This is a genomic window from Paenibacillus sp. Y859 (assembly GCF_056786405.1).
In genome coordinates, this window is the sequence record NZ_JBXCIZ010000003.1 from 180231 (window position 1) to 206230 (window position 26000).

General features: G+C 40.8%; 25 protein-coding genes. 18 read left to right on the top strand and 7 right to left on the bottom strand.

Annotation, left to right across the window (positions count from 1 at the left end; genetic code table 11):
• Window positions 1-12 precede the first annotated feature (12 nt).
• Window positions 13-1788 carry a B12-binding domain-containing radical SAM protein gene (locus tag AC1TO8_RS09805; RefSeq protein WP_482055425.1) on the top strand — a complete coding sequence of 592 codons (1776 nt, stop codon included), beginning with the start codon at window positions 13-15 and terminating at the stop codon, window positions 1786-1788.
• Between the two features lie 189 nt (window positions 1789-1977).
• On the opposite strand, the gene AC1TO8_RS09810 is transcribed toward AC1TO8_RS09805, so the two are convergent.
• From AC1TO8_RS09810 to mnmL, 4 genes are read right to left on the bottom strand one after another with little or no spacing between them, the layout of a single operon-like run.
• Entirely contained in the window at window positions 1978-2901 is a 924-nt protein-coding gene (locus AC1TO8_RS09810) for an alpha/beta fold hydrolase (protein ID WP_482055426.1), read from the bottom strand.
• Between the two features lie 51 nt (window positions 2902-2952).
• Window positions 2953-3921 carry a type I phosphomannose isomerase catalytic subunit gene (locus tag AC1TO8_RS09815; protein WP_482055427.1) on the bottom strand — a complete coding sequence of 323 codons (969 nt, stop codon included), beginning with the start codon at window positions 3919-3921 and terminating at the stop codon, window positions 2953-2955.
• 6 nt (window positions 3922-3927) lie between these two features.
• Window positions 3928-4536, bottom strand: a complete 609-nt coding sequence (gene mnmM / locus AC1TO8_RS09820; protein ID WP_482055668.1) for a tRNA 5-(aminomethyl)-2-thiouridylate-methyltransferase MnmM — start codon at window positions 4534-4536, stop codon at window positions 3928-3930.
• A gap of 1 nt (window position 4537) precedes the next feature.
• A complete protein-coding gene (gene mnmL, locus AC1TO8_RS09825) occupies window positions 4538-5491 on the bottom strand; it encodes a tRNA modification radical SAM protein MnmL/YtqA (protein WP_482055428.1) in 954 nt (317 codons plus the stop codon).
• 274 nt (window positions 5492-5765) lie between these two features.
• On the opposite strand from mnmL, the gene trmB reads away from it, so the two are divergent.
• Window positions 5766-6506 (top strand): tRNA (guanosine(46)-N7)-methyltransferase TrmB, encoded by a 741-nt coding sequence (gene trmB / locus AC1TO8_RS09830; RefSeq protein ID WP_482055429.1) that lies wholly within the window; start codon window positions 5766-5768, stop codon window positions 6504-6506.
• Window positions 6507-6586: 80 nt separating this feature from the next.
• Here the strand turns inward: trmB and AC1TO8_RS09835 are convergent, their stop codons facing one another.
• Both AC1TO8_RS09835 and AC1TO8_RS09840 read right to left on the bottom strand, forming a co-directional pair.
• Window positions 6587-7726 (bottom strand): MGDG synthase family glycosyltransferase, encoded by a 1140-nt coding sequence (locus AC1TO8_RS09835; RefSeq protein WP_482055430.1) that lies wholly within the window; start codon window positions 7724-7726, stop codon window positions 6587-6589.
• Window positions 7727-7777: 51 nt separating this feature from the next.
• Window positions 7778-8305: a phosphatase PAP2 family protein gene (locus AC1TO8_RS09840; protein WP_482055431.1), complete on the bottom strand. Its 528-nt coding sequence runs from the start codon at window positions 8303-8305 to the stop codon at window positions 7778-7780.
• Between the two features lie 557 nt (window positions 8306-8862).
• Between AC1TO8_RS09840 and AC1TO8_RS09845 the strand changes: the two genes are divergently transcribed.
• From AC1TO8_RS09845 to AC1TO8_RS09865, 5 genes are all read left to right on the top strand, one after another.
• Window positions 8863-10104, top strand: a complete 1242-nt coding sequence (locus tag AC1TO8_RS09845; protein ID WP_482055669.1) for a glycosyltransferase family 2 protein — start codon at window positions 8863-8865, stop codon at window positions 10102-10104.
• Window positions 10105-10379: 275 nt separating this feature from the next.
• On the top strand, window positions 10380-10877 hold the full coding sequence (infC, locus tag AC1TO8_RS09850; RefSeq protein WP_482055432.1) for a translation initiation factor IF-3: 498 nt from the start codon (window positions 10380-10382) through the stop codon (window positions 10875-10877).
• 18 nt (window positions 10878-10895) lie between these two features.
• Window positions 10896-11096, top strand: a complete 201-nt coding sequence (gene rpmI, locus AC1TO8_RS09855) for a 50S ribosomal protein L35 (RefSeq protein WP_482055433.1) — start codon at window positions 10896-10898, stop codon at window positions 11094-11096.
• 31 nt (window positions 11097-11127) lie between these two features.
• Window positions 11128-11487, top strand: a complete 360-nt coding sequence (gene rplT / locus AC1TO8_RS09860) for a 50S ribosomal protein L20 (RefSeq protein ID WP_482055434.1) — start codon at window positions 11128-11130, stop codon at window positions 11485-11487.
• Between the two features lie 269 nt (window positions 11488-11756).
• A complete protein-coding gene (locus AC1TO8_RS09865; protein ID WP_482055435.1) occupies window positions 11757-12095 on the top strand; it encodes a hypothetical protein in 339 nt (112 codons plus the stop codon).
• Between the two features lie 42 nt (window positions 12096-12137).
• Here the strand turns inward: AC1TO8_RS09865 and AC1TO8_RS09870 are convergent, their stop codons facing one another.
• Complete coding sequence (locus tag AC1TO8_RS09870; protein WP_482055436.1) at window positions 12138-12587, bottom strand: GNAT family N-acetyltransferase; 450 nt, start codon at window positions 12585-12587, stop codon at window positions 12138-12140.
• A 542-nt stretch (window positions 12588-13129) separates the two neighbouring features.
• On the opposite strand from AC1TO8_RS09870, the gene ilvB reads away from it, so the two are divergent.
• The 11 genes from ilvB (at window position 13130) to AC1TO8_RS09925 (ending at window position 25872) form a co-directional block, all read left to right on the top strand.
• Window positions 13130-14872, top strand: coding sequence for a biosynthetic-type acetolactate synthase large subunit (gene ilvB, locus AC1TO8_RS09875; protein WP_482055437.1), 1743 nt, complete (start codon window positions 13130-13132; stop codon window positions 14870-14872).
• Between the two features lie 2 nt (window positions 14873-14874).
• A complete protein-coding gene (ilvN, locus tag AC1TO8_RS09880) occupies window positions 14875-15360 on the top strand; it encodes an acetolactate synthase small subunit (RefSeq protein WP_482055438.1) in 486 nt (161 codons plus the stop codon).
• Between the two features lie 179 nt (window positions 15361-15539).
• Window positions 15540-16532: a ketol-acid reductoisomerase gene (gene ilvC, locus AC1TO8_RS09885; RefSeq protein ID WP_482055439.1), complete on the top strand. Its 993-nt coding sequence runs from the start codon at window positions 15540-15542 to the stop codon at window positions 16530-16532.
• Window positions 16533-16686: 154 nt separating this feature from the next.
• Window positions 16687-18228 carry a 2-isopropylmalate synthase gene (locus AC1TO8_RS09890; protein WP_482055440.1) on the top strand — a complete coding sequence of 514 codons (1542 nt, stop codon included), beginning with the start codon at window positions 16687-16689 and terminating at the stop codon, window positions 18226-18228.
• Between the two features lie 198 nt (window positions 18229-18426).
• A complete protein-coding gene (leuB, locus tag AC1TO8_RS09895) occupies window positions 18427-19506 on the top strand; it encodes a 3-isopropylmalate dehydrogenase (RefSeq protein WP_482055441.1) in 1080 nt (359 codons plus the stop codon).
• A gap of 315 nt (window positions 19507-19821) precedes the next feature.
• A complete protein-coding gene (locus tag AC1TO8_RS09900; protein WP_482055442.1) occupies window positions 19822-20229 on the top strand; it encodes a hypothetical protein in 408 nt (135 codons plus the stop codon).
• A gap of 237 nt (window positions 20230-20466) precedes the next feature.
• The gene (locus AC1TO8_RS09905) at window positions 20467-21570 is read left to right on the top strand and encodes an ATP-binding protein (RefSeq protein ID WP_482055443.1); all 1104 of its coding nucleotides are present in this window, start codon (window positions 20467-20469) and stop codon (window positions 21568-21570) included.
• Window positions 21571-21736: 166 nt separating this feature from the next.
• On the top strand, window positions 21737-22705 hold the full coding sequence (locus AC1TO8_RS09910; protein ID WP_482055444.1) for an AAA family ATPase: 969 nt from the start codon (window positions 21737-21739) through the stop codon (window positions 22703-22705).
• A gap of 3 nt (window positions 22706-22708) precedes the next feature.
• On the top strand, window positions 22709-23821 hold the full coding sequence (locus AC1TO8_RS09915) for a DUF58 domain-containing protein (RefSeq protein ID WP_482055445.1): 1113 nt from the start codon (window positions 22709-22711) through the stop codon (window positions 23819-23821).
• Entirely contained in the window at window positions 23818-25176 is a 1359-nt protein-coding gene (locus AC1TO8_RS09920) for a DUF4129 domain-containing protein (RefSeq protein ID WP_482055446.1), read from the top strand. The genes AC1TO8_RS09915 and AC1TO8_RS09920 overlap by 4 nt, the downstream gene beginning before the upstream one ends.
• Before the next feature lie 483 nt (window positions 25177-25659).
• Window positions 25660-25872 carry a hypothetical protein gene (locus AC1TO8_RS09925; RefSeq protein ID WP_482055447.1) on the top strand — a complete coding sequence of 71 codons (213 nt, stop codon included), beginning with the start codon at window positions 25660-25662 and terminating at the stop codon, window positions 25870-25872.
• The last annotated feature ends 128 nt before the right edge of the window (window positions 25873-26000 follow it).

Here is a 26000-nt window from a genome sequence, read left to right on the forward strand (position 1 = left end):
GGTGTGTGAATAATGAAAGTCGTCTTATCTACGTTAAATGCTAAATATATTCATACGTCACTGGCGATCAGGTTGTTAAAAGCATATAGCCAGAAAGAGTTTGATATCGAACTTGCTGAATATACGATTAAAGATCCCGTAATAAATATCGTATCTGATCTATATCAAAGGAAGCCTGACGTTATCGGGTTCTCTTGCTACATTTGGAATATTGAAGAGACCATTAAGGTTGTTGATATTGTTAAACAAGTCATGCCAGAGGTAACGATTGTGTTAGGTGGACCAGAAGTCTCTTATGATACCCAGCACTGGATGGAGCGTATTCAGAATGTCGATCACATCGTTATGGGCGATGGCGAAGAGACATTGCATCACTTGTTACAGACGATTCAAGGTGATCGGAAGTTTCATTTCGTATATGGTGCAACCTATCGTAAGGGAAATGAGATTATTATTAATCCTGGACGTCCGAAGAGTGATTTGAATACACTCCCAACACCATATCGTTTCGCTGAGGATATTCCGGATTTAGGCAAGCGTATCGTCTATTTTGAGACGAGTAGAGGGTGTCCATTTAGTTGCCAATTCTGTCTATCCAGCATAGAGGTTGGTGTGCGTTATTTCGATATTGAACGGGTGAAGTCAGATATTCTTTACCTAATCGACAATGGTGCGAAGATTATTAAATTTCTGGATCGCACGTTTAACATTAATCGTAACTATGCGATGGAAATGTTCGAATTTATTATGAATAACCACCGGGGTTGTGTATTTCAATTCGAGATTACCGCTGATATTATGCGACCAGAGGTATTAGATTATTTAGCTGAAAATGCACCACCAGGAATATTCCGTTTCGAGATTGGCGTGCAATCAACGAACGATATTACGAATGAACTTGTGAAGCGTCGTCAGAATTTCACGAAGCTATCGCGTACGGTGAACACTATCAAAGCTAGCGGCAATATTGACCAGCATCTCGATCTTATTGCTGGATTACCAGATGAGGATTACGATACATTCCGTACAACGTTCAATGATGTATTTGCTATGGAGCCGGAAGAACTACAACTCGGATTCCTCAAAATGCTAAGAGGGACAGGACTCCGGATTGATGCGGATAAATATGAGTATAAGTATATGGAATACGCACCTTATGAAATATTAAGTAGCAATAAGCTTTCTTTTGCTGATATTATCCATTTGAAACGACTTGAAGATGTGCTAGAGAAATACTGGAATGCGCATCGTATGGATCACACATTGAAGTATCTTATGAAGAATGAATTCGACTCTCCATTTGACTTCTTCCAGGACTTTGGTGATTACTGGGAAGGACAAGGTTGGCAGAAGATAGGACATCAACTGGAAGATCTGTTCCTCCGTCTTCATAAGTTTCTCGAACACCGGGGCGTCCGACGGATGGACATTATATTAGGCCTAATGAAGCTAGATTATTTCCTGAATCACAAATACAAGCCACGTACCATTTGGTGGGATTCTCGATTGACCAAAGATAAATGGTCGGTGTTCATGAAGGAACTCGTAGAGTATCCAGAGCAAGTATCCCCTGAATTTGAAGCACTTCAGTTAGATGAGCGAGGACTACTGAAACATGCTGTGATGGATGTCCTCCCATTCGATCTGGATGAGTTATTGCAGCAAGAGGATGGCGTGGTGTCGGATAGAAGAGATCAGCAGACATTGTTGATTGTTCTTTATCAGCAAGATGAGAGCCAGCGCCCTAGATGGTTTACGAGGAAGCTAGAACCAGCGGCGTTATCGTAAGAATATGCTATGAATGAGACAACGGCTGTATGTTCCCTAAGGGACATGCAGCCGTTGTTTTATTTTTAAAATATAAGAAAGCATATCGATGTGGGGACTTTCGGATGTAGCCCCTAGCTGAAAGCGATACGAAGTATCGCTAGCATCGGAAGCATAAGCTTCCTTCCCACCCACAATAGTAACTTTTCATCAAGTATGTCGTTCCAACCAATCCAGCAGATCAGCAATAACTTCATCACGATTGATTTCATTTAGCATTTCATGTCTTCCGCCAGGGTATAGTCGACATTCGACATCCTTCATCCCTAACTTCAGGTATATTTCATGAAGCTTAGTGACACCCCTTCCATACAAGCCAACGGGGTCACGATCACCTGCAAATAAATAGATAGGTTTATCTCTAGGAATATTCCGATAACTAGCTGGCTTCTGTATGTTCTGTAACAATTGGAAGAAGTCACGGAAGAATCCAGCGGTACATACCTGACCACAATATGGATTATTAATATACTTGTCCACTTCATCCTCATCTCGAGATAACCAATCAAATGCGGTGCGTACAGGTGTTATCCCTTGATCATACCGTCCGAATATGATTGCATTGAGCATCAGACTACGATGGGATGCACCTTGGAGTTTAACCTGAAACTGAGCCAAAATTTTAGCTATGCCAAGGTTCGGGCTCGGGCCATTCGTACCCGATAATATAAAACCTGAATATGCTTCGCCATGATTCTCGATGATTTGCTGTGTTAGAAATGACCCCATACTATGTCCCAATAAATAATGAGGGATATCTGCATACTTATCTTTAAGGAAAGAGCTTACCTCAAGAATATCTTTCTCCATTCCATGGAAGCCATCCACGCCAGTATGTCCTATCTCATCCATACTCTTGGCAGTCTTGCCATGACCTCGTTGGTCATGAGCATAGACGGCATAGCCTGATTCACAAAGGGATGAAGCGACTCTAGCATAGCGGTCTGCCGTTTCTGCCATACCATGGACAATCTGAATAAGACCTTTTAATGGAACGGATACCTCAGGAAGCCACTCGTAGATGTGTAGGGTCATTCCTTGCTGATTAATTAGCGTAAATGAACGTTCGTTCAACAGATACCACCCCCACAATATCAATCAATAACCGATTGTACCTCTAAAGATTTAAGGAAGATAAGAGCGTAGAACTGTTGCATTTCCCTCTAGTTCATAATGAAGTAAGTTCGCAGGTAATAAGAAACATTGTCCCGCTTTATAGTCTAAAGATCCATCGTTCCATTTCAATGTCCCTTGCCCTTCACAAATGACAAGAATTGCAAAGCTAGCAGATGTGGTTGTGAGGGGCCAACTTCCAGATACAATACCTTTTTCAACAATAAAATAGGGGGAATTGGCCAGCTCCATCCATTCGCCAGGTACGGCAGAATCGGTCTTCATGGTTGTGGCACCTGAGCCCTCGTAAGCTATAACATTCAAGGAATCTTCAATATGTAAATCGCGTGGTTTGCCATCGAGACCTGGACGATTATAGTCATATAGACGGTATGTTGTGTCCGAATTCTGCTGAATTTCAGCGACGACTACGCCTGCACAGAGCGCATGAACTGTGCCTGCAGGGATGTAGAATGTATCTCCTGCCGCGACAGATACCTCTCTGAGGCTATCTGTAATGTTTCCATTAGTGATGGCTTGTTGCAAGCTTTCTCGTGTAACGCCATCGTTTAATCCATATATAATTTTGGAACCTGGTTTGGCATCAAGCACATACCACATTTCAGTTTTACCTAATTCACCCTTTGGTAGTCCTTCATATTCATCTGTTGGGTGAACTTGTACAGATAAGTCGTCATTACAGTCGAGTAGTTTAATAAGTAGAGGAAAACGTCCGTTGACCTCGGAGAAGCCTTTGCTTCCGAACCATTCCTTGCCCAATTGTTCGCGTACTTGATCTAATCCTAATCCGGAAAGTTCGCCATTCATGACCTGGCTTGTGCCATTTGGATGATCTGCGATCATCCATCCTTCTCCGATATGACCGTCTGGAAGCTCAAGACCGAATTGTTCGAGTGCTCGACCACCCCATACACGCTCTTTAAATTCAGGTTGGAATTGTAATGGATAAGGTTTAATCATAATAAATCATCCTCTCGATTTGAGTTTGTTATGTGATTTCTTTTCTACAGCTATGATAAAAGGTGCATCTAAACGCTGTAGTTGTTGGTAGATGATAGATTGTGCGATAGATTGAGGGATATTGGAAGCCCATTGTCGTACAGCCTCAGATTCTAAATCGCCTCCGGGATGTCCCGGATATAAAACGACTGTTATAATACCTCCAGGACGCAGCAGCTCAAGACTTGCCTGAAGTGCTGTGATGGTGCTGTCTGTCATCGTTATAATCTCTTTATTAGAAGCACTTGAAGGCAAATAACCAAGGTTAAACATGATGGCAGCAATCTTTCCATGATGGATTTGTGGGATCACATCATTCATGCAAGCATGGCTCTTAAGAAATAAAGTGACGGGTGCTATGACAGAGACTGAACTTTGAGTTAGTCTCTGCTCGGTGAGGGTAACGGCCTCTGCCTGAATATCGAATCCAAAGACATGTCCTTTAAGGCCTGCTGCTTGCGCCAGAAATAGAGTGTCTGAACCAGTTCCTATAGTAGCATCAACAGCAATATCCCCTGGTCGTAGCCGTTCGGAGACTAATCTATGAGCGAAGCTGAGGACGGAGAGAAAGCCCATATCAAACGTTCCTCCAATACTTTCCTTGCCAAGTATCTCGCTCTTTAAGCTCAGCATCGAAGGCATTCAGAACTTCCCACTTCTTCAGGCTCCACAGCGGGCCGACTAGTAGATCTCTTGGTGCATCTCCAGTAAGCCGATGAACGACCATTTCGGGAGGCAATATTTCTAATGTATCAATGATAAGCTTGACGTATTCATCTTTCTCTAAGAAGCGTAACAGACCAGCTTCATATTGCTTGACCATAGGTGTTTTGCGCATAAGATGCAATAAGTGAATTTTAATACCCTGAACGTCCATTTGAGCAACAGCTCGCCCTGTTTCAAGCATCATTTCATGGTTTTCTTGCGGAAGCCCGTAAATGATATGAGTACAAACACGAATATTGTGCTTACGCAGTTTCTCAACTGCGTCTAAGTAGACTTGTGTGTCATGTGCGCGATTAATCAGTTCAGAAGTAGAATCATGGATCGTCTGAAGCCCCATCTCGACCCATAGATAAGTTCGTTCATTTAGCTCAGCTAAGTACTCAACGACGTCATCTGGCAGACAGTCTGGACGAGTAGCGATGGATAATCCTACAACCCCTGGTTGTTTTAAAATAACTTCAAAATACTCCCTTAACTCTTCTACAGGTGCATAAGTGTTCGTATAAGCTTGGAAATAGCCAATATATTGTGCGTTAGGCCATTTGAGATGTTGCTTATCACGTATCGTATTGAATTGAGTGACTAAATCATCTCGTCTACTACCTGCAAAGTCTCCGGACCCCCTAGCGCTACAGAAGGTACAGCCTCCTTTAGCGATGGAGCCATCACGGTTCGGGCATGTAAAACCAGCATCAAGCATGACTTTGAATACTTTATCATTAAACTGTTGGTGCATTTCGTAGTTCCATGTATGAAATCTCTTATCCCCCCATAGTAATGGGTTAGCCACTGTTGAATGATTCATGAGTTGCTCCTTTATGAACTTACATTATTAAGACATGCCGCAACTATTATATCAAAAAAAAGAATAAAAGTAATGTGAGCAATGCTAAGGAAGTTAACATAATAAGTTAATTATGAAGTTGTTGGACCCCAATTCCATATATAAATAATAGATAATTATGTATTTTATTGTAACTCAAGAGAAATAGGGTTCCTTTTTCGACAACCTCTTTACATTTGGCTAGAAGTTCGGCACAATATTGCAATAGCGAAGATATTGAAAGCGGAGGGAAAACATGCGTTTACGTGGTAGAAAAGGTATAAGGGAAAATCTAGAAGAGCAGAAGGAACTTGTTATTCTGGATCCGAAAGAATATAAAGGGAAATGGGCATCTTTATTTGGAAATGATCATCCAATCCATGTTGAATTTGGGATGGGAAAAGGTCAATTTATTAGTCAGATGAGCATAAAAAATCCGGAAATTAATTTTATAGGTATTGATGTGTACGATGAATTGATTCGACGCGCGAGTGAGAAAGCAATCGATGCTTGGTCTGAGCAGCAAATTAAACTTCCTCCTAATCTTCGATTGGCGTTTGCTAATGCAGAGTATGCTGATGAAGTATTTGAAGTAGATGAGTTGGAGCGCGTATATCTCAATTTCAGTGATCCGTGGCCAAAGGCTAAGCACGGAAGACGTCGTCTGACACATCCACGTTTCTTAGAAAAGTATGCCTCGATTCTGAATTCAAATGGGGAAATCCACCTCAAAACGGATTCACTAACATTGTTTGAATTTTCTTTAAACTCATTTGCAGATGTTGGATTGCAAATGAACAACATATCCCTTGATCTACACCGTGAAGGTATTCCGGAATGGAACGTCATGACGGAGTATGAATCGAAATTTGTAGGTCAAGGGATGAATATTTATCGCTGTGAGGTTATGGTTGGGGAGCAATCGCTACAGCGATATCAGGCGGAGCGATTGAAGAAATACCGTCTCCAAGAGAACAAGCCCGATATTGAAGCTTAATATCATACAAAATAAGTGATTGATAACCACTGGTAGCGGTATCCTACACCAACAAACAAACGGGTTGTCCCTAGCCATGATTAATGACTAATGGGACAACCCGTTTGTTCAAGCATTTCGATGATACTTTTAGCACTTTGCATCGGATGATACTTATCGATGGTCTTGAGATTCTCCTGTCTATCGGTACTGACTTTTGGATACTCATATATCAGTTTATGTACCCATTTCTCCATAACACCGACGGAGGTAATGGTTTCTCCTAATCCCAGCGAAGTGAAGTATTGAGAATTCTCTTCCTCCTGACCGGGGATAGGGAGATGGAAGAGCATCGGGATACCCTTTGATAATCCCTCTGAGCATGTCATTCCACCAGGCTTAGTCACAAGCACATCTGAAATCTCCATTAGTTGGTCGATCTCTCGGATGAAACCGAATATATGAATGTTAGGATGCTTATACTGAGGATTAGACATCATTTTATGAAGAGCCTTATCGTTACTTCCAAGACAGAATATGATTTGAATACGATCGCTCCACTGTACGAGATAGTCATTGATAACATCATCACTAATGATTCCCCATCCACCTGCCATAACTAATACCGTAGGCATATCATTTAATTGGAATTTCTGCCGTATGCTTTCCTTACTTGGATGTTCCCAAAAGTTAGGATGTATCGGAATTCCAGTTACTTGTATTTTGGATGACGGGACATTTCTGCTCATTAGTTTATACTTCACCTCAGGAGTGGAAACAAGAAATTGATCCACTTCAGGGCTAATCCAAGTGCCATGTGCATCATAATCTGTAATCACGGTGCATAACGGAACGGTAACGCCTAAACGCTTCAGACGAGAAATGACAGCGCTTGGGATGGGGTGAGTACAGACGATGATATCAGGTCGAAGTTGCTTCACAACAACTCTAGTATGAGTATAAAAAATACGATGAAGTGCTAATGTTGTCAAGCGATTAAGTGATTTCTTATATTGGTATTTATACATCATCCCGATCAACCGAGGTTGGGAAGTAATCGTTTTTTTATATGCTGTTATAATTAAGGGAGCAACTCTGGGATTCAAGAAACTTCCAAGTTCGATTACTTTTGTGTTCACATCAGGAGATAGTTTGCGCAGACTGCTCGAGAGTGCGTAGGCCGCTTGAGTATGCCCAGCACCAAAACCTTCTGATAACAACAATACTCTTTTTTTATTCAATTTAAACTCACCTATTCCTGCAAGGTTTTCCATATCATCACCATAGCGACTTTAAGACCATATTGCAACAGTAATTGCCGCTATGGAAGTACCAATAACTGCTCCTGCAAGGACATCTGAAGGGTAATGAAGCCCAAGATAAATTCTTGAGAAACCGACTACTGCACTGAGACTAAGAAATAATGGCATCATTTCTGGAAAAGCTATGATGAAAGGAACTGCTGTAGAGAATGCTGCAGTCGTATGACCCGATGGGAATGAATGATCACTCAAAGGATTACGGAATGTGCGCGTCTCTGGAATAGCGAGATAAGGTCGGATTCGTGGATATAGTTTCTTGGCAATAGCAACGGGAATATGACTAATGGCAAGTGCAACAGCCGCCTGTGAACCAGCGACACTCCATGGCAGTGGTGCGAATACCCAAGCTAATAAGCTAATACCAATAGTAAATGTAGCTCCACCTAAATTCGTAAGATAAAATAGCCAAAAGTTTAGGATGCGATTATGAAGTCGACCGTTAATCCATTGAAATATCTGTTGATCCAATTTTAGAAGTTTATAGGTGAGTTCTCTCATGTAATTTCTCCCCTATGGCTCGAGGCCATGGCGTTTATTTGAAAGCGGTCATCCTTATGAATTAATGCGGACAACATTCATTGTATCATATTTTTAATTTCTGTTATATTTTGTGATAAGTTTTTTAACTAGCTATGATAAAGTCCAGTGAATTTTGACTTCCGCCCTCATAAAAAAGTACACTTATAATTATATTCACATACTAGGTTCAAATATGTTTCAATTTTGTCGTTACTGGTTACCTCTGTATAGATAGGATAAGCTACTTAATAATTAAACATTTAAAGAATAATAAATTTAGGATGTGAAACAAAATTTAAGAAGCAAATGGACGAAAATAAGAAGTAAATCTTCATGAAGATGAGATAGTGACCTTATTATAACGGTAAATAGCGATTTTTATATTAATAATGGGCAAGAATGAGCTAAACACTTTTTGACAAAAGAAACAAAAACGTACAATATTAATACAGTTTCAAATAGAGATAAAGAAAAGAGTAAATAGCATCATTAGAGAAAAAGGTGCTAAGGGTTAAAAAAGGGGGCTTTAAAGAATGTTGTTAGATACTATTTTTGTTGCGATTCAGATCATTTTGGCTTTTGTAGGTCTGTACCAATTTACTTTTTCTTTATTAGGTCTGCACAGAAAAAAGAAAAAGGAATCTTTCCAAGCAACCAAATCATTTGCTGTCTTAGTTGCAGCACATAACGAAGAACAAGTTGTTGGGGCACTAATGGAGAATCTGAAAAATTTAGATTATCCAAAAGAATTGTATGATGTTTTTGTCATTTGCGACAATTGCACGGACAGAACAGCAGCTATCGTGCGAGAGCATGGTATGCAGGCTTGTGTGCGTACGAACAAGAATCTTCGAGGTAAAGGGTATGCCATTGAATGGATGTTGAAGGAGCTTTGGAAGTTGCCGCGTCAATATGACGCAGTTGTTATGTTTGATGCTGATAATTTGGCAGCTCCTAACTTTTTGAGTGAAATGAATGATGATTTGAACTCAGGTGCACGTGTTGTTCAGGGGTATATTGATACTAAGAATCCTGAAGATTCATGGATTACTGCAGCGTACGGAATTTCATATTGGTACATCAATCGCTTGTGGCAACTATCTCGGCACAATATGAATATGGCTAACTTTCTAGGCGGCACGGGGATGTGCTTTGAAACAAAATTGTTAAAGGAAATGGGCTGGGGAGCGACAAGTTTGGTTGAAGATCTAGAATTTACAATGCGTAGCGTCCAAAACGGTGTTTACCCTAAATTCAATTATGATGCCAAAGTATTTGATGAGAAACCGATCACGTTCAAAGCTTCATCAAGACAACGTCTTCGTTGGATGCAAGGTCACTTTACAGTGGCACGTAAATATTTCTTCCCACTGTTATGGCAAAGTATTAAGGAAAGAAGCCTTGTTAAATTTGACTTAGCATTGTATGGAGTCAATGTGTACATCGTACTTCTTACGTTTCTGATGACAGCGACGATGTGGGTGGATATGGCCTTTCTTAATGGTCCTAACATTGCCAATATCTATGGCTATTTACCAATATGGTTAAGTGTTGTAGCTATTTCTGCTAATATTCTAACATTCTTTGCTGCATTGGTATTAGAGAAAGTAACTTTTAAAAAGGTTTATCAATATCTAATCTTCTTTCCGATTTACTTGATCTCTTGGTACCCTATTACGGTCTATGCTTTCTTTACACAGAACAACAAGCACTGGAGCCATACGGAACATACTCGAGTTATGAGAATGGAAGAGGTAGTACAAAGTAAGCAAGTATAACAATAATACTTGACATCACTGTGAGTGAGATGATATATTATTCAAGCGTGTTAAACGAATATTTGGATTTAAGCAGAGGCACCAGCTTCTCACCTGACCAACGTATGTTGGCTGGTATTTGATCCGATGATTTATGAATGGGATATTTCATGAATAATTGATCATAGGGATGCTGGGAGGAAAAACCAGCATCCCTTTATTTGTTTTTTTGAATGGAATTTTGGAGATAGGAATTGAATTAAATTTGGAGGTGGACGGTTATCAGTAAGGAACATATGATCAATGACGAAATTCGGGCCAAAGAGGTCCGCTTGGTGGGAGCAGAGGGAGAACAAATCGGAATTACGCCGATTCGTGAAGCACTGCAGATGGCAACGGATCTTAATCTCGATTTGGTAAATGTAGCGCCTCAGGCGAAACCGCCGGTGTGCCGCATCATGGATTACGGTAAGTTCCGCTATGAACAGCAGAAGAAAGATAAAGAAGCTCGTAAGAACCAAAAGATCGTGGATACGAAAGAAGTTTGGTTCCGCGCTAACATTGACGAGCATGATTACCAAACGAAGCTTCGTAATGTCGTTAAATTCTTAAAAGAAGGCGACAAGGTTAAATGTTCTGTGCGTTTCCGTGGACGTGAAATTGCACATGCAAGCATTGGCCAGAAGATTCTTGAACGTGTAAAAGAAGAGGTAGTTGAGCTTTCAACTATTGAGCGTCACCCTAGACTTGAGGGACGCAGTATGATTATGATATTGGCTCCTAAAACTCAATAATCCTAAGGAGGAACTATAATGCCTAAAATGAAAACTCATAGCAGTCTAAAAGGCCGCTTCAAGATTACCGGAACAGGTAAAGTAATGCGCTATAAAGCGTTCAAAAACCATCTTTTATCACATAAATCCAAACGTCAAAAACGTGTGCTTGGCACAAACCCAGTAATGGCAGCAGGGGACGTTAGACGTTTGAAGCAAGGTCTATCCAATTTGAAGTAATTAACAACATTTATTCGGGAGGTTTACTAATATGGCAAGAGTAAAAGGCGGATTTGTCGTTCGTCGTAGACATAAAAAGGTATTGAAACTCGCTAAAGGTTATTTCGGATCGAAACACCGTATCTTTAAAACAGCAAATGAGCAAGTAATGAAATCATTGGTTTATGCATACCGTGATCGTCGTCAAACAAAGCGTAATTTCCGTAGACTATGGATTGTACGTATCAATGCGGCTGCACGTTTGAACGGATTGTCTTACAGCAAGTTAATGCATGGTTTGAGAATAGCTGGTGTTGATATTAACCGTAAGATGCTTGCTGATCTAGCGGTTCATGATATCACTGCATTTAACTCTATTGCAGCGGTTGCTAAAGAAAAGATTAACGCGTAGTTTATTGCAACAATAAACATAGAACCCAATGCCTACATGGCATTGGGTTCTATGTTTAAGCACCTGCAACGCAGAAGAGATGAAGAACCTATAAGGGACAACTAGAGCTATTTGGATTGAACTAGAGAAATACTTGTTCATTCTGTGTAGTTAGCGTGATCCTTTTTTTGCGTTCACACAAAAAGGAAATACATAATTAGGGCTAATGAACAAGCGTTAGAGTATTTATAAGAATACACTGAATTGGAAGCGATAGGAGGAGGGAATACATGAAACATTCTGTAACGAAGGCTCAGGCGCAAAGATGGGTAGGGAAAAATATTGTAGCTACCAAAAAGGACGGAACTCTCGTTACTGGTAAATTGCTGAGGATTTCGGGGAATCGTCTCATATTGCAGCGTAATGCTAGAAAAAAAGTGCAGACTAAAGCTATCATTCCCTTGGTGCTATTTGATTTATTGGCCATTGGAATATCACCATACGTGACCGGGTTTGGAAATGGTGTGAGCGGTGTGAACGGTGTAAACGGTGTAGGAAATGGCCCTTATGGCAACTATAGTCCTTATGGAAATTACGTTAACTATGGTAATTATGGAAATAACTATTAAGGTGGCGGAGTTTATCCACCTGGGTATTTCTTTTGATCCTGCCTAATGGAGTAGTAACTTTTCCATTTCATAATATTTCGTTGATGAGTGTACTTTGGTAATGGAGTATCCTAATTTTTTATAAAAAGCAAGTCCGTTTTTATTAACAATGTCTACCATGACTTTAGACCGTCTGCATCCACGTGATTGCGCAAAGCGTTCTGCGTGAGCCATTAGTAGGTTCCCCCAGCGCTTACGCTGCGCAGCGGGTGCAACGGCCAACATATCGATATAAAGAAGGTCGCCGTGTAACATGAAATGAACAAATCCTACGGGGTCATCTTCGTAGTAAACAGAAGCTACAAGAGTTACTCCTTGGGTTAATCGTTGTGGAATATGATTCTTGATCTCAATAATTTGTGTAGTACTCATACTAGATAATGGGACAAGTTCAGATTCAATTAAATGTATAATAATAGCATCATCTTGCTTGGGTCTTCTGTATCGGATCATCCAACATGTTCTCCCTTCGCTATGCAGTTTATGATGAGTTAATCCAATTCATCATATGTGCTATATCAGGGATTGTGTGCTACAATTGGAGGGTAGAAATGGGATAAGATGACGGAATTAAATGAATTAATAAATTAAGGGTATTGACTATACGGGTAGATGAATCATATAATACTTGTAACATTTTAACGAGTATATTTAATCAGCAATGAAGAGGACGAAGTTTTAAGGGCTCTTTTGTTCAGAGAGTGAGAGGAATTGCTGCAACCTCCACCAAAACCCCTTTTATACGAGCTCACCTCGGAGCTGTTCTCCTGAAAGGCAGGAATGCTTATTAGGGAGAATCGACTGGTCCACGTTATAGGGCTACAGGTATATTTAAGTATACTTGACAAGGCTTTGTGTTGCGAAATACAGGGCAAACATGGGTGGTACCACGGAAAATCTAACTTTTCGTCCCTCACACAGAGATAAGTCTGTAGTGGAGGATGGAAGGTTTTTTTGTTTCAAAATAATAACAATCTTGATTAGGAGGATGACTGATGAGCGAGAAAAACCCTGAACTGACGTCGATCGAGCAATTACGAGAGAAATGGATGAAACCGGAAGTCATTAGCGGCTCGGAAATATTGCTACGTAGCCTTCTTCTGGAGGATGTTGAATGTGTATTTGGTTATCCAGGAGGGGCAGTGCTTTACATTTACGATGCCATGTATAATTACAAAGAGTTCAAGCACTTATTGACTCGTCATGAACAAGGAGCGATTCATGCAGCAGATGGGTATGCACGTGCTAGCGGTAAGGTAGGTGTGTGTATTGCAACATCTGGACCAGGAGCAACTAACCTGGTGACAGGAATTGCTACAGCTTATATGGATTCTGTGCCTATGGTAGTTATTACGGGGAACGTTGCTACAACTTTAATCGGAACGGATGCTTTTCAAGAAGCTGACATTACAGGTATCACGCTACCGATTACCAAACATAGTTATCTAGTAAGAGATGTAGAAGACTTGCCTAGAGTGATTCATGAAGCATTTCATATAGCGAATACAGGACGTAAAGGTCCAGTGTTGATTGATATTCCTAAGGATGTATCAGCGGCTATGACGATGTTCAAGCCAAGTGAAACTACCAATGTACGTGGATATAGCCCACGCACTGTACCTAATAAGTTACAATTAGAGAAGCTAGCGGAAGCGATTAGTGAAGCAGAACGTCCTTATATATTAGCAGGTGGAGGCGTAATCTACTCAGGGGCTCACGATGAACTGTATGAATTTGCAACCCGCACTGGTATTCCAATTACGACGACACTTCTTGGACTTGGTGGATTTCCAAGCGGCCATGAATTATGGACGGGGATGCCAGGAATGCACGGTACCTACGCATCGAATAATGCGATTCAACAATGTGATCTTCTGATTAATATTGGAGCTCGGTTTGATGACCGGGTAACAGGCAAGTTGAATGGTTTTGCACCACATGCCAAAATTGTTCACATTGACATTGATCCTGCGGAGATTGGTAAGAATGTGGCGGTAGATATTCCTATTGTCGGCGATGTGAAGACTGTTCTTGAGCTGATCAATCCAATGGTGAGTCGTGCTAATAAAGCGGACGCTTGGAGAACTCTAATTCAACAATGGAAATTAGAATATCCTTTTAGATATACGGATTCAGAAGATGTATTGAAGCCACAATGGGTTATCGAAATGTTGAACGAAACAACCAAAGGTGAAGCAATAGTTACAACAGATGTAGGACAGCACCAAATGTGGGCAGCGCAGTACTACAAATTTAATAAGCCAAGATCATGGATTACTTCAGGTGGACTTGGTACGATGGGTTACGGTCTTCCTTCAGCGATCGGCGCACAGATGGCCCAACCAGAACGTCTCGTTATCTCCATAAACGGAGATGGAGGTATTCAAATGTGTTCGCAGGAACTAGCGATTTGTGCTATAAATAATATTCCTGTTAAAATTGTAATCATTAACAATCAGGTACTCGGTATGGTACGACAATGGCAAGAGCTAATATACGATAACCGGTATAGTCACATTGACCTTGCTGGAAGCCCTGATTTTGTGAAATTAGCCGAAGCTTATGGTGTGAAGGGTCTTCGGGCAACGACTAAAGAGGAAGCACGGATTGCATGGCAAGAAGCACTTGATACTCCAGGTCCAGTTCTATTGGATTTCGTAGTTAACAAGCATGAGAATGTATATCCGATGGTTACTCAAGGATCGACCATTGATCAAATGTTGATGGGGGATGAGTGAATATGAGTATGAGACATACGATTTCAATACTTGTAAATGATCAACCAGGCGTATTGCAAAGAGTCTCTGGACTTTTTGGAAGACGGGGGTTCAATATTGAAAGTATCACCGTTGGACAATCGGAAGAAGTTGGATTATCACGTATGGTTGTTGTAACACTTGGCGATGACAAGACACTTGAACAGATTGAGAAGCAGTTATATAAGTTAATCGATGTCATCAAAGTTATTAATTTGGGTTCCAAACCAATGGTGGGTCGTGAACTAGCTCTAATTAAAGTGAAAGCTGAAACATCTGAACGCCCGGAAATTCTAGGGGTAGTGGAGACGTTCCGTGCATCCGTAGTAGATATTGGTTCGAATAGTTTGATGGTCCAAGTGGTTGGAGATTCGGGTAAAATAGATGCTATGATTGAATTGTTAACACCCTATGGTATCCGTGAACTATCTCGAACTGGCGTTACAGCAATGACTCGTGGAAACGTGTAGTATGAGTATGAAAAAATAGAGACCCGCTTTTAAAGAGCGGGCGTTTGAGAGGTTCACAGGGGTCACTGGAAGTGAATCTTTGAAACACCCGTTCTTTAAAGTTGAATTCAAAATTGATATATGACAATTTTGAATTCATCATAGAGGGTTCTTTAAAAATTAAAGGAGGACTAATAAACATGGCAGTTACAACTTATTATGAGCAAGATGCAGATCTTAACGTATTGAAAGGAAAGACGGTAGCGGTGATTGGTTATGGTAGCCAAGGACACGCACAAGCACAAAACCTACGCGATAGTGGCGTGAATGTGGTTATCGGACTTCGTGAAGGTAAATCATCCGTGAAAGCTAAAAATGATGGCTTCGAGGTTCTTTCAGTAGCTGAAGCAACTCGTCGTGCAGATGTCGTACAAATTCTTATGCCTGATGAAACACAAGCTTCTGTATACAATAATGAGATTAAACCAAATCTTAAATCAGACGCTACACTAATGTTCTCTCATGGTTTCAATATTCATTTCGGACAAATTGTTGCTCCAGAAGGAAATGACGTGCTTCTAGTAGCACCTAAATCACCTGGTCATATGGTTCGTCGTACTTATGAAGAAGGATTTGGTGTTCCTGGATTGATCGCTATTGAGCAAGATGCAACAGGTAGAGCACAACAAATCGGCTTAGCTTATGCTAAAGGAATTGGTTGTACACGTGCTGGTGTTATCGAGACTTCATTCCGTGAAGAAACAGAAACAGATCTATTCGGTGAACAAGCTGTTCTATGTGGTGGAGTGACAGCATTAATTAAAGCAGGATTTGAAACTTTAACTGAAGCTGGGTATGCACCTGAAATGGCTTATTTCGAATGTCTACACGAAATGAAATTGATCGTAGACATGATTTATGAAGGTGGTATGGCTAGTATGCGTGATTCGATTTCGAACACTGCAGAATATGGTGATTATGTAACTGGATCGCGTGTAATCACAGAAGATACGAAGAAGGCAATGAAGGAAGTATTGAATGATATCCAACAAGGTAAATTCGCACGTGACTTTATTCTTGAGAACCAATCTAATAATGCGTTCATGAATGCAACACGTCGCAATGAAGCTAATCATCCAATTGAAGTAGTTGGATCGCAGTTGCGTGAAATGATGCACTGGAGTAAGAAATAGTACAGCAACTGCATGCCTTGTGCTAGATATATGCTTTAAGGCATTGGAGTAATAAAGTGATAAAGGTATTCCAATGCGGTCGTGCACATATGCGTGATCCGCATTGGAATTTCTTTCATAGTTACGATTTATACTTGTGAAGGAGGTGTCGGTTATGCGGAAAATTTATATTTTTGACACCACGCTAAGAGATGGTGAGCAGTCTCCAGGTGTGAATTTGAATGCGCGTGAGAAGGTGGAAATTGCCCTCCAACTTGAAAGGTTAGGAATCGATCGAATGGAAGCAGGTTTTCCAGCCGCATCCCCTGGTGATCTTGCAGCGGTAAATGCCGTCGCTAAAGCCGTTAAGGATGTGTCGGTCATCGGACTTAGCCGCTCACGGGAAACAGATATTGATGCTGTTCGTGAAGCGTTGATCGGAGCTCAGGATCCTTGTATACACATTTTCCTAGCAACTTCACCGATTCATAGAAAGTACAAACTACGGATGGAAAAGTCACAAGTACTAGAAACTGCACAATCTGCGCTAAGATATGCTAGTAAGTATTTCTCCAAGATTGAATTTTCACTAGAGGATGCGGGTCGCACGGAATATGACTTCATGGCTGAGATGGTTAGTATGGCCATTAAAGAAGGCGCATCTGTCGTTAACATTCCAGATACGGTCGGCTATTTGAATCCATCTGAATATGGAGCGATCTTCAAGTTTCTCAAAGAAAATGTTCCGGATATTGAGAAGATTCAATTGAGTGCGCATTGTCATAACGATCTTGGTATGGCTACGGCCAATACATTGGCGGCCATTCAGAACGGTGCAGACCAGATTGAAGGGACGATTAATGGGATTGGTGAACGTGCAGGGAATACGGCCATTGAGGAAGTGGCTATGGCGTTAGCTACACGTGAATCATTCTTTAATGCTACAACGGGTCTTCAATTGACTGAGATTGCTCGTACAAGTCGTTTAATTAGTAAATTAACAGGCATGGTTGTTCCTGGAAACAAGGCGATTGTAGGAGCGAATGCGTTCGCTCATGAATCAGGAATCCATCAAGACGGTATGCTCAAAGAGAAAACTACTTATGAAATAATGACGCCAGAATCCATTGGTCTGAAGGAGAGTAAGCTCGTTCTTGGTAAGCACTCAGGGCGGCATGCATTCCGGGAGAAGCTAATCGACTTAGGTTATGAGTTGGATGATCAACGCTTGAATGATACTTTTGCTAAATTCAAAGACCTTGCAGATAAGAAGAAGGAAGTATCTGATGATGATCTACTTGCTCTGTTAGAAGAAAGACTTGTGGATACACCAGAAGTATTTAAGCTTGAAACACTTTATGTAACATACGGAAATGAGTCGACTCCAACCGCTAAAGTACGTATCGTGAAGGAACAGGATCAAGTAATTATCGAAGAGGCAGAAGGTAATGGATCTGTAGATGCGATCTATAATGCCATCGATAAAGCAACACAGGAAGATGTAACACTCTCAGATTATTCGATAAAGTCAGTTTCTCATGGGAAGGATGCACTTGGAGAAGTGCATGTGCTACTAACCCAAAATGATGTTGCTGCACAGGGACGAGGATTGAGCACAGATATTCTAGAGGCCAGTGCGCGTGCTTATGTGGATGCATTGAATCAACTGTTAGATAAACGTAAGACCTTTAGTAATCGTGAAAATGTGAACCTGTAGTCATTGCATTGAACTAAGACACGATAAATGCGGCTCTGTCATGGCTTATCATCGACAGGAGCTGCATCTCCGTGTATCTTATAGGCATAAACTATCAATCTCATAGATTCTATATCTTTGTCAAATCAATATGAAGTATGATACAACAATATATAGGTGAAATACAACAGTGCAGATGATAAAAGAGGAGCGATAATAATGTCTGAAGTAAAGAAAATAGCGGTTATTTCTGGAGACGGAATTGGACCTGAAGTTGTTGCAGAAGCAGAAAAGGTATTGAAACGTACAGAAGAACTGTTTGGATATTCTTTCGAAACGGAGCATGCATTATTCGGTGGAATCGCGATTGATCAATTGGGAACACCGCTTCCACAACATACATTGGATGTTTGTAAGAATGCAGATGCTGTTCTACTGGGAGCAGTTGGCGGACCTCAATGGGATAACAACCCTAAGGAACTTCGACCTGAGACTGGATTGCTCGGTATTCGTAAAGAACTTGGACTTTTCTCTAATCTTCGCCCAGCTGTCGTATTTGATTGTTTGAAAGATGCTTCCACATTGAAACCTGAAGTTCTTGAAGGAACGGACCTAATGGTCGTACGCGAATTAACAGGTGGTATCTATTTTGGTGAGAAATTGAGACGCCAAGGTGAACATGGTGAGGAAGCAGTAGATACATGTGTTTATAATGTAGTAGAAATCGAGCGAATCGTTCGTCAGGCTTTTGAAATTGCTCAGAAGAGACGTAAGAAGCTTGCATCTGTTGATAAAGCGAACGTTCTTGAAACATCCCGCCTATGGCGTGAAGTTGTGAACCGTGTAGCTCCGGAATACCCAGATGTAGAGTTGGAACACATTCTTGTAGATAACTGTGCAATGCAACTACTGCGTCGCCCATCAAGTTTTGACGTTATCGTTACAGAGAATATGTTCGGTGATATTCTGAGTGATGAAGCAGCGATGCTGACGGGATCTATCGGTATGTTATCTTCAGCTTCAATGGGAGAAGGAAGCTACGGTTTGTATGAACCAGTCCATGGTTCTGCACCAGACATTGCTGGACAACAATTGGCTAACCCCATTGCAACGATTCTATCCCTTGCATTGATGTTCCGTCTAACATTCGGATACGAAGATGCTGCCAACTCCATCGAGGCTGCGGTAGCAGAAGTATTGGATGCAGGTCATCGTACTAGTGATATCGCGGTGGATAAGAGTAAGGCGATCAGCACGAGTCAAATGGGTGATTTAATACTAGCTGCAATGAAGAAATAGTCTATTTATAATAAATATAAAATAATAACTCCTATAATATTGACTTTGTTTTCGGTGAATGATAACATTTATAAAGCAGAAATCAACGAAGAAGCTTGCTAGTGATTACGGTATCCTTATCGAAGAAGAAGGTATTGCACTTCGTGGATTGTTCTTTTTTGAATAGCCTTTTTGATAAATTACTTACTGTGAAACTCCCTCTTATCTGGCTATGTAGTGCCAGGTAAGGGGGTTTTTCATAAAAAAGAGGAATTGTTAACCTGTTGAACGAATATTTTAAAGCAAGAAAGAAGAAATCGAGGAGGGTGAGCGATCATGAGTTTTTGCTGTGGAGCGAGTATGGTTGGTACGAAGGGGACCCTAAAGCATTACCGCACTCAAGTCCATAATGTTCCCCTACTTCTGTGTCCAGTTTGCCAGCGGGTGGAGGTTCATTATAAGGTAGAGAATGAATATGAAATCCTTGCAGAATATGCACATGGGGACGGCGCATTCGAGGTTGACTTTCAAGATTATGTAACAGAAGATGAGGATGAAATTTTCGAGAATGTTGTTAACTGTGAAACTGAGGATCCAAATCATATCGTTCAGAATCAGATTGACATGGCTTTGGATTTACTCGTTGTTGCGAAGAAGATGGAAGATGAGAAGTGGGAAAGAGAACTTAAAACAAGACTTGCAGTGATGAGTCAGCGTAGAATTCGTCTTCGACATAAGACTTAACAATAGTATTAAATATATGGAATTATATTAGGGGACTCGCTTATGCGGAGGTCCCTTTTTTTTGTTTTGGTATTATATTTGAAAGGAACCCTTTATCTTATCTTTTTCGACAGAATTTCTGATTGACGTTCTTCTAATAGTCTGTCTATGATTGGTATGTGATGAAATATGGAAATAAATGAAAATATTCTTATTACTTAGTTGATGTTCACTTTCAATGAAGAGGGAGGAATAAAGTTGAGAGAAGTCCAAAGTACATTATTAAGATCTCCTCAGGATTTTCAATCATCACAACTATTAAAGAATAAGTATGAGAATGTATTAGAACATCTTGATAGTGGAATTATTCTTTTTAATAGCTATGGAATACTTACGTTTATTAATGTGCAGATGGCCAAGCTTTTTGAAATATCTCGTTCATCTTTAATAGGTTGTTCTTTAATAGAAATATTAAGACATCCGCAGTTAAGTCGACTAAATAAGAGAAAATTATTGCGGATCTACAGGGAAACGATCTTTCTACGTAAAGGACATCATGAACTTCGTGATGAACGGGGGCGTGATTGGTTGCTCACAGTAACGTACGGAGATCAAATGGATGGTGACTTTTTACTGAGCGCTAAGGATGTCTCGGATTACAAACAAATTGAAGAGTCAGCATATCAGAATGATAAACTAGCTATGTTGGGTAAAATATCGGCTTCCATTGCACATGAAATTAGAAATCCATTGACAGCGATACGTGGATTTATCCAATTATTACGCCCTAACTTACTTCAGCTGGGAAAAGATGAATATGCAAAAATCATTTTAATGGAAATTGATCGGGCGAATGACATCATATGTGAATTTCTAAACTCATCTAAGCCAACAGCTCCTCAAATGTCTGTTATTAATGTCTCATCGTTGTTGAAGCAAGTGGTCTTGCTTACGGAGAGCGAAGCGTTAATGAAAGGTTGCCAAATTATCCTTCATGAAGTAATAGAATCTGCTTATATATCGGTTGATGTGAAGCAAATAAAGCAAGTCATATTAAATATTATTAAAAATGCCATGGATGCGATTGATGGTTTGAGTCATGATCACGTTGGAATGATCCAAATACATGTTGAAGTTCTTAACGAACATGTGCGGATTAACATAGCTGATAATGGGAAGGGAATGGATCAGAACTCATTGGTACGCTTGTTTGAACCATTCTTTACTACAAAGGAAAGTGGAACAGGTCTTGGACTCTCCGTGAGTTATAGAATTATTAAAAATCATAGTGGTATCATTGCTGTGGAAAGCACCTTAGGAGAAGGAACGCAATTTATGATATCGTTACCCTGTGCTAGGTAAAGAAGAATATGAATGCGTTAAGTTATATCTTCCATTAGAATTCCTCTACATACATCATAAGATGAAACCATGGCGGTTGAATGATATAATTATTATGAACAGTGTTTAATTATGATTATATCATTGGCAACAACGTTGTAAGCGATTACTAGAGGAGATGGAGATAATGGAAGTTCAACAGATTCAGGAGTTAGCTAATAAGTTGAAGGAAAATGTTAGTCGAGTTATTGTGGGGAAAGAAGAGGCAGTGGAATTACTGTTAACAGCCATCATAGCTTCGGGACATGTGCTACTTGAAGACGTGCCGGGAACAGGCAAGACGTTATTAGCGAAGACAATGTCGAATTCAATGGCATGTTCTTTTCAAAGGATTCAATTTACGCCAGATCTACTTCCTTCTGATTTAACAGGAATCCACTTCTACAATCAAAAAGAAGGGGATTTCAACTTCCGTCCAGGTCCGCTGTTCGCCAATATGGTGCTCGCTGATGAGATTAATCGTGCTACTCCCCGCACACAAGCAAGTTTACTCGAGTGTATGGAGGAACGGCAAATCAGTGTTGATGGTGAGACGCATATTCTTGGACGACCCTTTATAGTAATAGCCACTCAGAATCCGATAGATAATCAGGGGACATTCCCACTGCCGGAAGCACAGATGGATCGATTCATGCTTAGAATGAAGTTAGGGTATCCTTCTGAGAATGAAGGGGTTGAAATATTGAAGCGAACGACATCTTCAGTGGTTAGCCAAAAATTGAACTCTGTAGTCACTCAGCAAGAAATTGTAGATGCGCAGTCTTCCTATATGGCAGTAAAGGTACATGAGGATCTCCTCCGTTATATTACTCAGATCGCTGAGGCTACTAGAAAACATGCAGATATATCGCTTGGGGTAAGTCCACGTGGGACACAGGCTTTGCTTCGGGCTACCCAGGCATTCGCCGCTGTAAGAGGTAGGGATTATGTTCTTCCAGATGATATCAAATATATGGTGCCTAGTGTGTTGTCCCATAGATTAGTATTTAGAAATCGTCTTGCGCAACAGGAAGGACGAGCAGAAGTGCTCCTGCAGGAAGTACTACAACATATTGCAGTGCCGAGCGAAGACCAATTAGAAAGCAGTGTGAAGTGATCTATGGCTTTTGTATGGTTGTGCTTTGCCGGCATCCTGGTCATTCTAATCCAAGTTGCTATATTGGGTGTTCCGGTGTTACGACATATCTCTTACTCTCGTCATTTGAACAAAGATTATTGCTATGCGGGTGATTCACTAGAGATGGTAGAGATCATTCTCAATGAAAAAAGATTGCCTGTCATTTGGCTTCGTTTGGAGGCTATGCTGCCTGCTTCCTTTTTATTTCAATCCCAAGAGGTCATGCAGATCAGTAAAGGTAGTATATATCAGAATCATCGAAGTGTATTTACGCTCAAGCCCTATAATAAAATTACGAGGCATCATCCATTCATAGCACAGAACCGAGGAGTGTACATATTAGAGACGGTATCCATGTCAGGTGGAGATTTATTCGGTTTATTCTCTAATACGAAGTTAGTGCCTGTGAATGCTTCATTATCGGTCTACCCTACTTTGCTATCGATCGACGATATGCCGTCATCCTATCGAACCTGGCAAGGAGAACTGGAAGTGTCACGTTGGGTAGTGGAGGACCCATTTCTTATATTAGGTACGAGAGAGTATTCGGGAAATGATCCGATGAATCGAATTCATTGGAAAGCAAGTGCTCGGACAGGCCAGCTACAGGTGTATAAACAAGGATATACGGCTGATCCAGAGGTGATCGTATATGTTAACGTCCAGGTTAATGCTGAAATGTGGAATGTGGTCTCTGATCCGGAAATGGTGGAACGAGCATTATCTTATGCAGCAACGGCAGCCTCATATCTTATCCAGCAAGGGATGAAGGTAGGGTTTGGGCATAATGCGATTCATCATACGAAGTCTGTACAAGCTATACGAATTCAACCTGGGTACGGTAAAGCTCATTTGGACGACATATTGAAGGCAATGGCAGAAGTACAGATGAAGTGTCTCCAACCTTTTGAACAATTTCTGAAAGACGAGTTAGAATTAAGAAATGAAGGGGAGACTTGGGATTATTTACTGATCACAGGTCATGTATCTGAACAAATAGAAGAGCAAGTATGGAGACTTCGTTCTCGGGGTAATTCTGTTATGGTTCTTCCCATTCATGCTGAGATGCCATCAGGCAAGGAGGCCATTGCATGAACTTGAGAACAGGGATAAATAGATTTAGCGTATTATCTAGGGCTGTCTTTTTTGAATTGGTAGCTTTCTACTCTTTTATTCTAATTATAAGTCAATATATCGCGCTGCAGCCATCCATATATACTGCTGGCTTGATGTGGATCGGTGGGATGGTTGGGATTGCGTCTACCCTTTTTATAGGAGCTAGACATCGCTGGCTAAGTTACTTCTGCATACTGCTTGTAGGAGGGGTGGCTTTTGCGATTTCTGGTCAAGGTAGCATGACTATAAGCGCCTGGATCATAGGGTTGGTAGTCACTATCATATCTTTTAGAGGAAGTAAACTCGGTAATGATAATCGGGAATGGGTATTTCCCCTCAAATATCAATTAGCAGGCATTGGCTGCACGTTAGTCCTGTCGATGTTTGCTACGAAACTATCCTTGTCTCCTTGGGAAGCAGGTTTGCTATATATAGCGGGTGTCATCTCACTCTCTTCATGGTTACTTCGTCTGAATTCTGAGCAGGTTAGTCGAGAGGTATCGAGTGAGTCTCTTCAACAGGGGCCACTAAAAGGGTTGGTAAAAGTGAATCGCAACTGGAGTGTCGTTACTCTAGTGGTGATGTTAGTCTTTGGAGCATTTACACAATTAAGTCAAGGTTTCTATTGGTTATGGATTCAATTTGCTAATTGGTTAAACAACATATTATCCAGTACGAATGAGCCTGTTACGGATAATATGAGTCCTCCGCCAGAGATGATGGAAAATCCGTTTATGCTGGATGGTGAACTTCCGACAGAAGCTGGACCGTCGATATGGATGGATATTCTATACTGGATAGTAGGAATTCTTCTAGTATTACTTGTTCTGTTTGCACTCTATAAGTTAGTCCGTTTTGTCTTTTTGAAAATAGGAGAGTTACTGGCGAAGTTTGGAGCTAGGGTTGAATCACCCCGTAAACAATGTGATGATCAACATATTTACTTGGATACGGTTGAGAAGATTGAGGTTAAACGGCGTTCACGTTCATTTAGACGCAAGAATAATCCGCCTCCAGAAGATCATCATGGGAAGGTTCGTTACTACTACCAGGACATGGTTAGAACAGCAATTAAACAGGGATTAGTGTACTCTACATCTCAAACTCCCAATGAAGTTGGGTTAGAAATACAAGAGTTACAAGAGACACAGGGAATGCAAGGGGAACAAGAGACAATAAAGACACTAAAGGCACAAGTTCAGAAGAATAAGGGTGCTACGCTGTCTCCCTCGGTGGTGCAAGACGTAACCTCACTTTACAATGAAGTCCGCTATGGAGGCAAAGTAATTCAGGAGCACCAATTGCAGAGCGTGATCGATCGCTTGAAGAAATAAGAAAGTTTCCAATAGTAGATATAGTGGATACCGATGGAATGAATCGAAGAGGAACAGCTATTTTTGGATTGTGGAAAAGTAAGTGGGTAGGAAGGGAATGAGGTTGAAGCGTAAACTCGCTGCAATCTCATTCCTTTTGATATACTAGAATAGATGTATAAAGTACATTTAAATAGCAGGAAAAGTAGCGTAAGAGAGAATTAGTTGCAAATCTACACTTAGAAATGGCGATAACGCTGAAAAGTGGAATTTCCAGTAATTTAGATGTAGATTTTGCAATTAAAATTAGCTGAAGAGGATAAAGGCTGAATTTAGTTGTACAAAATGCAACTGCGTGCCTAGTGAAGCTAGGTACATGTAACCGAGGAAGGATCGGTCGAGGTAAGGGCACCGAAAGGCAGTTTTTTTATTCTGACGTTTCTGCAATTGTTCTACTCATTTTTTGTTTCCGCACGATGTATTCACACCCCGTTGAAGCTCATAGTGTACGATATTCGTGCCTTCCGCTTTCGGTTACAGCAACAAAGTAATCCTCCATTCTTTACACCACTTGGCTTCGGAGATTGGAGATCATCGGTTGCCCTTTTAACCGGTTCTGTGGCGAAGGAAGTAGTCGTATCTACGATGGGTAATCTAAACAAGGGTGAAGTAGGGGAAGGTTCGACACAACTGATTGCGTCACTTCAGACTTATTAAGAAACTCCGAATTGTTCATGTGTACATAATGATACTGAATAATACGCTGCAATGAACCGCTTACCCTTTACATTGAGATCGGCATTCTAGTATGATGGGATAATATTGTATAGGTGAGGGGAGTTAGA